Raw genomic sequence first — 12,359 nt, 5'->3', positions numbered from 1 at the left:
CTGCTCCCCCGGGCTCCCCTCCTCCCAGCGCTGGGTCTCCTCGTTCCAGTACCGCGGTGCCCCGCTCATCGCTTCCCCCTCGCTCTCCCCGGCCTTCCGGCCGCCGGTGTCACATCCCGAGCAGCCCCGCCACGGTTGCGGCCGAGGCCAGCAGCGCCGTGAGGGTCTCGGCGGTCGTGAGCAGCTCGCGCAGCCGCCGGCGGTGGCTCTCCCCGGCCGTCCCGGTGCGGTCGATCTCCTCCTCGGTGTCCGCCAGCGCCTCGTCCAGCNNCGGCGCCGCGCGGCGCCGGAACGCCGTGGTGGCTCTCCGCGTGCGCGTGGTCGCCGATGGCGAAGGTGCTGCCGTGGACGTCCCCGATGCGGACGCCGCCCTCCTCACGTGCCGTCATCTGCGGAGGCTCCCCTCTGCGGCCCGGGGCCGCCGTTGACGGCGCTGGAGTTCTCACCGATGGCGAAGGTGGAGCCCTCGACCCGGTTGATGCTGACCGCGCCGTTGCTGATGTTCACGATCTTCTGGACGAACTCACCGGTCTCGTAACCGGCTTCGGCGAGCGCCAGCCGCACCCCGCGGCCGACGCGGTCCTGGATGCTGCGCAGGTAACGGGCCACGTCCATCTCCTGGAAGGTGGACTTCGCGTCCGCCGCGGCCAGTTCGCGCACCGACAGGGCGGGCCCCTCGGGCAGGTCGCTCCGGTGTCCCCCGGTGAGCAGCCGCCAGGCGAGGACCAGGTCACGGAACACGGAGACCAGGGCACGGCCCGGGGAACCCGGGGTCAGGGAGAGGGCCGCGGCGACCCTGCTCGGCACCGGACCGGTGCGCACCCCGTGCGCGACGTGGTCGGCGCGCTTGAACTCCCGGCGCACCGGGGGCATGACGTGCGGGGCGATCTCCAGCATGAGCATGCGGCCCTGGGTGTGGACCCGCACGTACACCGTGACGCCCAGCTCCTCCTCCCAGGCACCGACCCGGATCCGCAGGAAGTGGCGCCGTTTCTCGCCGCCCTCCTCGACCGCCCGCAGCAGGTGCCGCTCGAACGCCTCCGGCGTGTAGGGGGCCTGGTCACGGTCGGTCAGCCCCTCGACGGGGAGGAACACGCACTCGTCGATCTCCAGCCCCCGCAACCGGTCGCGCACGGGCGTGCCCGCGTGCTCGGCCGGTTCGCGCAACTGCTCGATGAGGGGCCGGATCCGGTCCAGGATCACCCGGTTGCCGAGGGGCCGCCGGTCGTCCCGCTCCTCGTCCGGCCGGAGTTCGACGGCCAGCACCCAGGTGTCGTGCGCGGCTCCCGCTCCGCAGAACGGACGCTCCTCGTCGTACATGATCAGCGGTGCGTGCTGTTCCCGCCGGATGCGTCCCGTCAGCCGGGCGAACCGCTCCCCCTCGCGTCCCTCCGCGGGGTCGTTCGCCACGTCGGGGAAGCGCCCCGGGGACAGTTCGGCGCCGAACGCGCGGGCCAGCCCGTCGCGCCGGGCCGCCTCGCACCACGCGATCAGCGCGAGGACGCCGAGAGCCGCCCAGGCCTGCCAGGGCTCGGCCGCCCCCGTGAAGGGCAGGCCCAGGTCCTCGGCACCGACGGACCCGCCCGTGCCGTAGGGATCACCGGAACCGTAGCCGCCGGACGGGGAGCCGGAGCCGCCGGAACCGGCTCCGAAGGCCGTCGCGACGGTGGTCACCGTGTACAGCGCGAAGAGAACGGCGCCCGCCCACCGCAGCACGGACGCGGGGAGCGCCCGGTGCGAAGGCGGTTCCCGGGCGTCGCCCCTGACCCGGGGCGCGAGGCCGACCAGCAGGCCGGCCAGCAGCAGACCGGTCAGCAGCCCTCCGGTCACCGGGACACCCACCACCCAGAGTCCGGCGACGCCGGCGGACCAGAGCAGTTCCTGCCGGCGGGCGCGCAGCGCGTGCGCCAGCACCCGGGCGGCGTCGAAGCCGAGCGACGGGGCCACGAGCCGCTGTTCGTGGAGGTACAGCTCGTCGATGACGCGGTCGCGGTAGTCGGGGTCCACGTAGGCGCCCGCGCACAGCAGTCGGGTGGCCTCGCTGGCGTGGGGCGGGACGGGGGCGGCCTCCGGCGGGGCCGGGCCGTCCGCGCGGTGCGGTTGCTGCGGCACGTGGACAGTGCTCATGGCGGTCCCCCCGATGCTGCGCGCGTCTTCGGCGACGGATGAGTTGACGAACCATCAGCATAGGGGGGCGCTAAGCCGGAAGGAACCGGATTGTCAAGAGTGCGACCCTGTGACACCCGTCAACTTCTGGCCAGGGCTTTGTTCCCCGTGCGCCCCCACGCGGACGGGCCCCGCACCGGTCGGTACCGGTGCGGGGCCCGTGGTCCGGGGCGCGTGTCCCGCGGTTCGCGGTCCGCGGTCGGACGGGGTGGTCAGATGAGGCCGAGACCGCGGACGGCCTCGCGCTCCTCCTCGAGCTCCTTGACGGAGGCGTCGATGCGGGCGCGGGAGAAGTCGTTGATCTCCAGGCCCTGGACGATCTCGTAGGCGCCGTCCTTCACGGTGACCGGGAAGGAGGAGATGAGGCCCTCCGGGACGCCGTAGGAGCCGTCCGACGGGATGCCCATGGAGACCCAGTCGCCGTCCGCGGTGCCGTTGACCCAGGTGTGGACGTGGTCGACGGCCGCGTTGGCGGCGGAGGCGGCCGACGAGGCGCCACGGGCCTCGATGATCGCGGCGCCGCGCTTGGCGACGGTCGGGATGAAGTCCTCGGCCAGCCACTTCTCGTCGTTCACGACCTCGGCGGCGTTCTTGCCGGCGATCGTGGCGTGGAAGATGTCCGGGTACTGGGTGGCGGAGTGGTTGCCCCAGATGGTCAGGCGCTTGATGTCGGCGACCGTCGAACCCGTCTTCTTCGCCAGCTGGGTCAGCGCGCGGTTGTGGTCCAGGCGGGTCATCGCGGTGAAGCGCTCGGCCGGTACGTCCGGAGCGGCGGCCTGGGCGATGAGCGCGTTGGTGTTGGCCGGGTTGCCGACCACGAGGACCTTGATGTCGTCGGCGGCGTGGGCGTTGATGGCCTGGCCCTGCGGCTTGAAGATGCCGCCGTTGGCCTCCAGGAGGTCACCGCGCTCCATGCCCTTGGTGCGCGGGCGGGCGCCCACGAGGAGGGCCACGTTGGCCCCGTCGAAGGCCACGTTCGGGTCGTCCGAGATGTCGATGCCCTGGAGCAGCGGGAACGCGCAGTCGTCCAGCTCCATGGCCGTGCCCTCGGCCGCCTTGAGCGCGGGGGTGATCTCCAGCAGGCGGAGCTTGACCGGCACGTCCGCGCCGAGCAGCTGGCCGGAGGCGATGCGGAAGAGCAGGGCGTAACCGATCTGGCCGGCCGCGCCGGTGACGGTGACGTTCACGGGAGTGCGGGTCATGGCGTTCTCCGTATGACAGCTGGCGGTGGGGCGTCCCTGCCCCGGGGTACGGGGATCCCGTCCGGCTCGTGACCGGTGCCCGCCGCGATGATCGATCACCGGTACGGAGGGATCGCCGCTGGATGATCGATCTCTTGGCGTCAAGAGAGATCCAGCGGTCAGGCTACCGCGCATCCGCGAGCGCGGACGGCCGGGCTCTCTGTGGCCCGTCCCACAGGGTGGGCGAGGGATACACGGGCGTACTCAGGGGAAAGGCGGCCGCCCGTCCGGGAGAGGGGGACGGAGGCGGCCGCCATTCGGGTGACCGATCCTTTCGGACTCCCGTGGGGGGGTGCCCTTCACGTGCCCGGTATCCGCCGCCCCATGCCGGTCCCGCGCCACGAACTTCCCCGGAAGTCTCCTCGGGCCGGGGCCGGAGGCGGTGCACGGGGGGAGTACCGGTCACGGGCACCGGGGCGGTACCGGCCCGGCCCACGGGCGCCGGGGCGCCCGCGCCCGTCGGCGTCCGCCGCGCGCGCTCCCCGGGCCGGCGGGTGCGCCGGGGCCGGGCGGTCCTACTCCGCGGCCCCCGCCCCCGTCTCCTCCGTGCACCCTTCCTCGCCGGAGGCCAGCACCACACAGGCCCGGGCGTCCGTCGCCTTCGCGACCGCCGTCATCGGGGTGTACGCGACCGTGCCGCCGACCTCGGTGATGCCGGCGCTCTGCTTCGTCCTCCCGCCGGTGATCTCGACCTTGTCCCCCTGCGCGGCCTGGGTGATCCGTCCCCACGCGGCACCGCAGACCTTGCTGTAGCGGACCTCGACCAGGGCGGTGCCGACGGTCGCCGTCTGCGTCGTGGTCACGAGGTCGCCGCTGCACCCCATGCTCTCCGCGTCCTCGCCGTCGCAGCTGTCGCCGCTGCACTCCACTCCGGCGGGCAGGTTCGCGGGGACGGAGGCCGTGGGCGAGGGGGACTTCGCGGCCGCGCCCTCCTTGTCGCCCTCGAGCCCGGTGACGTAGAACGCGGAGGCGATCACCACCAGCGCGCCGAGGGCGCCCGTGACGAACGTTCCCGTCCGCCGCCTGCCCCCGGGCACCCCGGGACCGGCGGAGCGTCCGCGACCCGCCGCCCCCCGGGGCGGGGTGCCCTGCGCGTCCGGGGCACCCGGCGGGCGCCCGCTCCCGGCGGGCTGCGCGGCCGGGTGCCCCGGACCGCTCCGGTGGCCCGAGGGGGACGGTCCGGCGTACCCGGCCATGCCCCAGGAGTTCGTCCCCGACGCGTCGCGGGCGTCCGAGGCGGTGGGCTGCGGGGGCACGGACGGTGAACCCCCGGCCGGCCCGGCGACGCCCGGCCGGACCGCGGCGCCCCCGCCCTTGTGCCCGCCGCCGCCCGCACCGGCCGACGACGGTCCGGCGACCTCGCTCAGCGCGGAGCGCGCCTGCGAGATCCTGATCGCCTCCATCGTCATGTCGTGCCGCATCTCCGAACGGCTCCAGGCCCGTTCGGCCAGCTCCCACATGGTGGTCAGGTGCACCGGATTGGTCCCGGTGACCTCGGCCAGGGCCACGACCGCCCCCTTGGGCGCGAGCAGCCTGCCGTTCAGATAACGCTCCCAGGACGTCTTGCTGTAGCCCGTGCGGTCCGAGACCGACGCGACGCTCATGCCGCTGCGGTCCACCACCCGCCTGAGCTGGCTCGTGAACTCCCTGATCTGCGGATCGAGTTCCTCCGGCAAGGCCTTCCAACGAGGCATCGCTTCCCTACCTTCCCCCCGGTCGTGCTGGTCTTTCCCTCGCGCATGGTGCCTCTGCCGAGTCTCCGGTCCGGCTACCCACATGGATGCCGGCAGCCAGGATCCCAGTTCCCGGGGTGGGGGCGCACGGGAGCGTCAGGGCGGCGGGCACGCGGCGTCGCACGCTCACCCGCTCGTGTCCCCAGTCTCCCACCGGCGCTCCCTTCGGCCGTACAGAACCATCACCACGCGTGGGACATCACGATTGTCCGGGATCGTCATGATTATCACGCCGGTTGTGTTCCGAGCGTGCTCCGGGGGCACGTCGGGAGGTTCCCGGAGCCATCCGGGGGACGTAGCGGAATGGTCACTTCCGTGCCACAGCGCCCGGAGAGCCGTTGAACAGCGGGTTCACGGTGCAGGAAGGTTGTTCCCGTCGGCGGCCCGTCCTTTCACGGGGGTGAGGACGGGCCGCCGTCCACCGGACGGCGCGGGACGGCGACCGCGTCAGCTGTTGCTGACGGTGAAGTGCAGGGTGTCCTTCAGGAACGGGATCTGCAGCCACGGATTGGGCTGCACCATCAGCGCCAGCAGCACGATCACGAGGCCCAGACCGCCGTACGTGACGATGTCCGTGAAGCGGGAGCGCACGGCGAGCATGCCGACGTCCGGCACCGCCCAGCGCAGCATCCCGCCCGCCAGCAGCGCCACGCCGATCAGCAGCGTGCCGATCCGGAACAGGCCGAACGCCGTCAGCAGCAGGCCGAGCGCGGCCACGAGCAGCACCGCGAGGATCGGCCACTGCCGGGCGGGCGCGGGGGCGTCGCCGGGTGCGGCCCGGCCGCCGCCCTCCGGACGTGCGGTGTCCCTGGTGAACAGCGGGAAGCGGCGGGTGGCGCGCCGCGGCCGCCCCTCGGCGTCGGGCGCGCTGACGGGACCGGGGACGGTGACGTCCTCCAGGGCGACGTCCCGGCCGTCCGCCTCGGCCGGCTCCTGCTCCCGGTCCCGGTCCGGTTCCTGCTCGGGTGTCCCGTCGGGGCCCGTACCGGCCCCGCGGGTCCCGGCCTCCGTCTCTCGGGCGCTGTGGTCAGCCGGCACTGCGCTCCGCCGCCTCGACCACGTTGGCCAGCAGCTGGGCCCGGGTCATCGGGCCGACACCGCCGGGGTTCGGGGAGATCCAGCCGGCCACCTCGGCCACGCCCGGGTGCACGTCGCCCACGATCTTGCCCTCGGCGCTGCGGGAGACGCCGACGTCCAGGACGGCCGCGCCGGGCTTGACGTCCTCGGGGCGGACGAGGTGGGCGGAACCGGCGGCGGCGACGATGATGTCCGCGCGCCTGAGGTGCGCCGACAGGTCGCGGGTGCCGGTGTGGCACTGGGTCACGGTGGCGTTCTCGCTGCGCCGGGTCAGCAGCAGCGGCATCGGGCGGCCGATGGTCACCCCGCGGCCGACGACCACGACCTCCGCGCCCTTGATCTCCACGCCGTGGCGGCGCAGCAGGGTGAGGACGCCGTTGGGGGTGCAGGGCAGCGGGGCCGGCTCGTTCAGGACCAGGCGGCCGAGGTTCATCGGGTGGAGGCCGTCGGCGTCCTTGGCCGGGTCCATCAGTTCGAGGATGCGGTTCTCGTCGATGCCCTTGGGCAGCGGCAGCTGGACGATGTACCCGGTGCAGGCCGGGTCCTCGTTCAGGTCGCGGACGACCGCCTCGATCTCCTCCTGCGTGGCTGTTTCGGGCAGCTCCCGCTGGATGGAGGCGATACCGACCTGGGCGCAGTCCCGGTGCTTGCCGGCGACGTACTTCTGGCTGCCGGGGTCGTTCCCGACGAGGATCGTGCCGAGGCCGGGCGTGACCCCCTTCTCCTTCAGCGCCGCCACGCGGGCGGTCAGATCGGACTTGATCGCTGCTGCGGCGGCCTTGCCGTCGAGAATCTGGGCGGTCATGGTCCCATCCTCGCGGATGACCGGGCCCGGGTTCCAATCCGCTCGCATTCCGGGCGCCGCGCGCTCGGTGCGCGGCCGGCCCGCGCCCCGGGCGCGCAGGGGCCGTGGGGTTCGCGATCCCACACGCCGGCCCCGGCCCGCCCCGGACCGGTCGTGCTCCACCGCCGTCCGGCCAAGATCAGCAATGTTGCACTTGCACAACACAATCCGTCCACGGCTGGACAACCCACGGATCCGTCGAGAACCATGAACGCACAGTGCCGCGGGCAGTACCGGGGGGGCGGACCGCATCTGTAGAGCTTCCTCCGAACCGCGCTCCGCGTGTGCCCGCACCAGAAGCGACGACGGAGGAAGAACCGCCATGAGTTTCGGCGACCCGAACAACCCCTATGGGCAGCCGCCCCAGCAGCCCGGCCAGTCCGGCGGCCCCGGCTACGGCTACCCCCAGCAGCAGCCCCCGGGCCAGCCCGGTTACGGCTATCCCTCGCCGCCGTCGTTCCCGCAGGCCTACGGGCAGCCGGGTCCCGCGGTGACCATGCCGGGCAGCGTGACGGCCGCGCGCGTGATGCTGTTCGTGCTGGGCGGCCTCCAGGCCGTCAGCGGCCTGCTGATGATCGTGGCCAGCGGGTGGTTCGCCGACTACTTCGAGGAGATGGTCTCCTCCGACCCGGCCCTCTCCTCGGACCCGAACATCTCGTCGGACGACGTGGGCGCCATCGGCGCGGGCATCATGATCGTGCTCGGGGTGATCGTCCTGGGGTTCGCCTTCTGGGCGATCCTCACCGCCGTGAAGATGGCCTCGGGGTACGGCGGCGTACGCGTCTCCGCGATCATCTACGCCTCGGTGGTCACCCTGTTCAGCGTGATCAGCCTGCTCACCGCCAACGTCTTCGCGCTGATCAGCCTGATACTCGGCGTCCTGATCATCGTGTTCTGCGCCAACCGGAACGGAAGTCACTGGTTCAACCGGCCCCGGTACTGAACCGGCCCCGCCACCGGTCCGGTTCCGAAGCCGGTCCGGTTCCGACGCCGAACCGGTTCCGACGCCGAACCGGTTCCGCCGGGCGCCACTTCCGGCCGATCATGCACCAGGGCGGTGTCTCACCCGTGTGGGGGAGACACCGCCCTGGTGCGTCGCCCTGATCCGACGGAGCAGCCGTCTCCGGCCAGGGACGAGTACGGCATCGCCCGCCGGACACCGTCGGTGCTGCGCTGGTGGACGCACGCGGACGGCCCCCCGGGCGAGACCGTTCCCGAACCGCCCCTCCCGCCCGCCGGGTCCGTTCCGGCGACGGGCCGCCGCCTGTGCCGGATCGCGCCCCGGCCGGAATCCGGACGGCCCGCCGATCCGCGGCTCCCGCTCGCAGCCGCCCGTCGCACGTCGTACCGGCAGGTGAACGACGCGGGCGGGGTCCCCCCGGACCACCGCGCGTACGCCGACCGCGTCGCCCACCACCTCGAGGAGTACGCGCCTCCCGCCGGGAAGTGACCCGGGACCCGGCCGATCCGGGACCCGGGGCACGGCGGGGTGTGCCCCGTCGTGCCCCGCCGTGCCGCCGTACGGCGGGGCGTTCAGGGGGAGGTGACGGTCAGTGGAAGAAGTGCCGCGTCCCCGTGAAGTACATCGTCACGCCCGCCTTCCTCGCGGCCTCGACGACCTGGTCGTCGCGGACCGAGCCGCCGGGCTGGACCACGGCCTTCACGCCGGCCCCGGTGAGGATCTCCAGACCGTCGGGGAAGGGGAAGAACGCGTCGGAGGCGGCGCAGGAACCGGCCGCGCGCTCGGCGCCCGCCCGCTCCACCGCCAGCTTCGCGGAGTCGACGCGGTTGACCTGGCCCATGCCGACGCCGACGGAGGCGCCGTCCTTGGCGAGCAGGATCGCGTTGGACTTCACCGCGCGGCAGGCCTTCCAGGCGAAGGCGAGGTCGGCCAGCTCCGCCTCGGAGAGGGCCTCGCCGGCGGCCAGCGTCCAGGTGGCCGGGTCGTCGCCGTCGGCCTGGATGCGGTCGGCGACCTGGAGGAGGGCCCCGCCGTCGATCGGCTTGACCTCGACCGGGGCGGACGGGGCCCCGGGGGCGCGCAGCACCCGGATGTTCTTCTTCCTGGTGAGGGCGTCGAGGGCGCCCTCCTCGTAGTCCGGCGCGACGATGACCTCGGTGAAGATCTCCGCGACCTGCTCGGCCATCTCCTTGGAGACCGGACGGTTCACGGCGATCACACCGCCGAACGCGGACAGCGGGTCGCAGGCGTGCGCCTTGCGGTGCGCCTCGGCGACGTCGGCGCCGGTCGCGATGCCGCACGGGTTGGCGTGCTTGATGATCGCGACGGCCGGGGCGTCGTGGTCGTACGCGGCACGGAGCGCGGCGTCCGTGTCCGTGTAGTTGTTGTACGACATCTCCTTGCCGTGCAGCTGCTCGGCCTCGGCCAGGCCGCCCGTGCCCGACACGTACAGGGCGGCGGGCTGGTGCGGGTTCTCGCCGTAGCGCAGGGTGTTCTTGCGCTCCCAGGTGACGCCCAGGAAGTCGGGGAACCCCGACTCGTCCACGGGGGCGTGGTCGGTGGCGAACCAGGAGGCGACGGCGACGTCGTACGCGGCCGTGTGCTGGAAGGCCTCCGCGGCGAGCCGCTTGCGGGTGGTGAGGTCGAAGCCGCCGTCCTGGACCGCGGCGAGGACGTCACCGTAGCGGGCGGGGCTGGTGACGACGGCGACGGACGGGTGGTTCTTGGCGGCGGCGCGCACCATGGACGGGCCGCCGATGTCGATCTGCTCCACGCACTCGTCGGGCGTCGCGCCGGAGGCGACGGTCTCCCGGAACGGGTAGAGGTTCACGACGACGAGGTCGAACGGCTCCACGCCCAGCTCGGCGAGCTGGCGCCGGTGGTCCTCCAGGCGCAGGTCGGCGAGGATGCCGGCGTGGACCTTCGGGTGCAGGGTCTTGACCCGGCCGTCCAGGCACTCGGGGAAGCCGGTGAGCTCCTCGACCTTGGTGACGGGGACGCCCGCGGCGGCGATCTTCGCGGCGGTGGACCCGGTGGAGACGAGCTCCACGCCGGCCTCGTGCAGGCCGCGCGCGAGGTCCTCGAGGCCGGTCTTGTCGTAGACGCTGACGAGCGCCCGTCGGATGGCCCGCTTGTTGCTCTCGGCGGTCACTGGATAACTACCTTTCGTCCCTCGATGCGATAGCCGTTGCGGGCGAGCCGCCCCACGACCTCGACGAGCAGCCTTCGCTCGACTTCCTTGATGCGTTCGTGCAGCGCGCTCTCGTCGTCCTCGTCCCGGACCTCCACCACGCCCTGCGCGATGATCGGCCCGGTGTCGACGCCGTCGTCGACGAAGTGGACGGTGCAGCCGGTGACCCTGGCGCCGTACGCGAGTGCGTCCCGTACGCCGTGGGCGCCGGGGAAACTGGGCAGCAGGGCGGGGTGGGTGTTGACGAACCGCCCGCCGAAGCGCGCGAGGAACTCCTTGCCCACGATCCTCATGAACCCGGCGGAGACCACGAGGTCGGGCTCGTGGGCGGCGACGGCCTCGGCGAGCGCCGCGTCCCACTCCTCGCGGGTCGGGTGGTCCTTGACCTTGCACACGAAGGTCGGCAGCCCGGCGCGCTCGGCGCGGGCCAGCCCTTCGACGCCGTCGCGGTCGGCGCCGACGGCCACGACCTCGGCCCCGTACGCCTCGGCACCGGTGGCGCCGATCTCGTCGAGGAGCGCCTGAAGGTTGGTGCCGGATCCGGAGACCAGCACGACGAGACGCCTGGCGCGCTCGGCCACGGGCTTGGCGGCCACGGTGGGGCCCTTTCTCGGGAGCGCCGGCACGGTCGGAGACCAGCACTTTGTACATTCCTACGAATGCTTCGCGTCCTCGGATACGGGGAAGCCTACGAAGCGGCCGACCGCCAGCAACGATACCGGCACAGCGGGCGGCCCCCGCGGGACGGGGGCGTGGCCGGAAGGTAGCGTCTGGGAAGAGCCGGTGCGGCAACGTTCGGGAACGCCCGGGACCGCCCCGCGGGAACGCCACCCGGGCACCGATCGTTCACAGGACCGGGCGCCGCGAGCGGGGACGGACCGGGAACGCTCCGGCTCAGCCGTGCATGCCCGGCCCGTCGAGCAGCAGCCGTGGAAGCTGCGAGCGGGCGCCAGTCGTGACGATCGTCGTTCGATGGACTTGATTAAGGGGAAGACGCTCACTTGATGCCGGACCGCAGCCTGCGATTCCTCACGTTCCCCCGGCCGTCGGCGCAGGGAGGTGAGCGTGGCGCCGTGCTGCTGCGGGAGCGCCCCTCCTCGCCGTCCGGGACGCCCCGGGGCGAGGACGGCAACGGCGGCAAGCGCCGTGGCTCCGAGGAGGACAACCCGTTCGCGCCGCCACCGGAGGGGTCTCCCGACCAGCCCTGGCAGCCCCGGCACCCGTCCGGCGACGAGGGCGGCGACCGGGAGGACGGCGGCGGCCGCTCCCTCTGGGGCGGGCGGTGGAGCGACCGGCAGCCCGGCCGTTCCTCCGGGGGCTTCGGCGAGCGCCCGCGCGGCCCGGAGGGACAGGGCGGCGGCGGTGCCGGGGGTCCTCAGCGTCCCGGGCCGCGCTGGGATCCCACGGATCCGGCCCAGCGCCGGGCTCGTTACTCCCTGCTGTCCGGCATGTGGGCCTTCTTCTTCGCCCTGTTCGGCTGGCCGTACGTCGCACTGCTGCTGGGTGCGCTCGCCGTGCACTGGTCCGTCAGCGCCCTGCGGACCGAGCCCCGCACCGCCTCCGACCCCGACTCCCCGGCGGCGCCTCCCGAGCGGACGGGCCGGCCGCAGAAGGGCCAGAGCCGCCCGCAGACCACGGCGGCGGTGAGCGGGCTGGTCACGGCCTCCCTGGCGCTCATCCTGGTCGCCGTCAGCTTCACGGCACAGCTGGTCTACCAGGACTACTACACATGCAGGAGCGACGCCCTCACCCAGCAGTCCGAGGAGTCCTGCGACGACCTCCTGCCGGACGAGCTCCGGAACCTGCTCGGGACGGCGGACTGACGGCCGACCGGCCGCCGTCCCCGGCTCCGCTTCCCGAAGCCGCCCCCGTCCGACCGGACGGGGGCGGCTTCGGTGTTTCGGGAGCGGTGGGGGTCGCTGCCGGGGAGGCCTCGGTACGGGCCTCCCCCGCCGTGGACCCCCGGCCGAGGGGCCGACGGCCGGGAGTCACGGGGCAGGCGGTCCCGGCGGCGGGGCCGACCGCCGGGAGTCACGGGGCAGGCGGTCCCGGCGGCGGGGCCGGCGGCCGAGGGGGATCCAGGTCGGGAGCGGGGTCCGCCGGAAGCAGGTCGTAGCGGGCCGCTGGGCTCCCGGCCCGCTACGAC

General features: G+C 73.5%; 9 protein-coding genes and 1 pseudogene. 3 read left to right on the top strand and 7 right to left on the bottom strand.

Annotated elements, in window-relative coordinates; genetic code table 11:
• Window positions 1-375: 375 nt before the first annotated feature.
• From AOK18_RS17285 to AOK18_RS17265, 5 genes are all read right to left on the bottom strand, one after another.
• Complete coding sequence (locus tag AOK18_RS17285; protein ID WP_055694964.1) at window positions 376-2,127, bottom strand: hypothetical protein; 1,752 nt, start codon at window positions 2,125-2,127, stop codon at window positions 376-378.
• A 251-nt stretch (window positions 2,128-2,378) separates the two neighbouring features.
• Complete coding sequence (locus AOK18_RS17280) at window positions 2,379-3,368, bottom strand: malate dehydrogenase (RefSeq protein ID WP_055574940.1); 990 nt, start codon at window positions 3,366-3,368, stop codon at window positions 2,379-2,381.
• Between the two features lie 554 nt (window positions 3,369-3,922).
• Window positions 3,923-5,101, bottom strand: coding sequence for a helix-turn-helix domain-containing protein (locus AOK18_RS17275; RefSeq protein ID WP_074994216.1), 1,179 nt, complete (start codon window positions 5,099-5,101; stop codon window positions 3,923-3,925).
• Window positions 5,102-5,587: 486 nt separating this feature from the next.
• Window positions 5,588-6,040: a DUF3017 domain-containing protein gene (locus AOK18_RS17270; protein ID WP_055570914.1), complete on the bottom strand. Its 453-nt coding sequence runs from the start codon at window positions 6,038-6,040 to the stop codon at window positions 5,588-5,590.
• A 127-nt stretch (window positions 6,041-6,167) separates the two neighbouring features.
• A complete protein-coding gene (locus AOK18_RS17265) occupies window positions 6,168-7,022 on the bottom strand; it encodes a bifunctional methylenetetrahydrofolate dehydrogenase/methenyltetrahydrofolate cyclohydrolase (RefSeq protein WP_055694963.1) in 855 nt (284 codons plus the stop codon).
• A 361-nt stretch (window positions 7,023-7,383) separates the two neighbouring features.
• Here AOK18_RS17265 and AOK18_RS17260 point away from each other — a divergent pair, with 361 nt between their 5' ends.
• Window positions 7,384-8,004 carry a hypothetical protein gene (locus AOK18_RS17260; protein WP_055570910.1) on the top strand — a complete coding sequence of 207 codons (621 nt, stop codon included), beginning with the start codon at window positions 7,384-7,386 and terminating at the stop codon, window positions 8,002-8,004.
• Between the two features lie 180 nt (window positions 8,005-8,184).
• A pseudogene (locus tag AOK18_RS17255) lies at window positions 8,185-8,511 on the top strand (protein kinase); the annotation flags it as partial.
• 100 nt (window positions 8,512-8,611) lie between these two features.
• Here the strand turns inward: AOK18_RS17255 and purH are convergent.
• Window positions 8,612-10,174 carry a bifunctional phosphoribosylaminoimidazolecarboxamide formyltransferase/IMP cyclohydrolase gene (purH, locus tag AOK18_RS17250; RefSeq protein WP_055694961.1) on the bottom strand — a complete coding sequence of 521 codons (1,563 nt, stop codon included), beginning with the start codon at window positions 10,172-10,174 and terminating at the stop codon, window positions 8,612-8,614.
• Window positions 10,171-10,809 (bottom strand): phosphoribosylglycinamide formyltransferase, encoded by a 639-nt coding sequence (purN, locus tag AOK18_RS17245; protein ID WP_055694960.1) that lies wholly within the window; start codon window positions 10,807-10,809, stop codon window positions 10,171-10,173. Before purN ends, purH begins: the two co-directional genes overlap by 4 nt.
• A gap of 408 nt (window positions 10,810-11,217) precedes the next feature.
• Between purN and AOK18_RS17240 the strand changes: the two genes are divergently transcribed.
• Window positions 11,218-12,036 (top strand): hypothetical protein, encoded by an 819-nt coding sequence (locus tag AOK18_RS17240; protein WP_055694959.1) that lies wholly within the window; start codon window positions 11,218-11,220, stop codon window positions 12,034-12,036.
• Window positions 12,037-12,359 lie beyond the last annotated feature (323 nt).

Source organism: Streptomyces prasinopilosus (assembly GCF_001419695.1).
GTDB classification, from domain to species: domain Bacteria; phylum Actinomycetota; class Actinomycetes; order Streptomycetales; family Streptomycetaceae; genus Streptomyces; species Streptomyces prasinopilosus.
This window is presented reverse-complemented; position numbering and strand designations above follow the sequence as displayed.

Coding starts and splice junctions, on each gene's coding strand:
- AOK18_RS17275 (WP_074994216.1), bottom strand. CDS start 5,101: ATGCCTCGTTGGAAGGCCTTGCCGGAGGAACTCGATCCGCAGATCAGG.
- AOK18_RS17260 (WP_055570910.1), top strand. CDS start 7,384: ATGAGTTTCGGCGACCCGAACAACCCCTATGGGCAGCCGCCCCAGCAG.
- AOK18_RS17240 (WP_055694959.1), top strand. CDS start 11,218: ATGCCGGACCGCAGCCTGCGATTCCTCACGTTCCCCCGGCCGTCGGCG.
- AOK18_RS17280 (WP_055574940.1), bottom strand. CDS start 3,368: ATGACCCGCACTCCCGTGAACGTCACCGTCACCGGCGCGGCCGGCCAG.
- AOK18_RS17265 (WP_055694963.1), bottom strand. CDS start 7,022: ATGACCGCCCAGATTCTCGACGGCAAGGCCGCCGCAGCAGCGATCAAG.
- AOK18_RS17285 (WP_055694964.1), bottom strand. CDS start 2,127: ATGAGCACTGTCCACGTGCCGCAGCAACCGCACCGCGCGGACGGCCCG.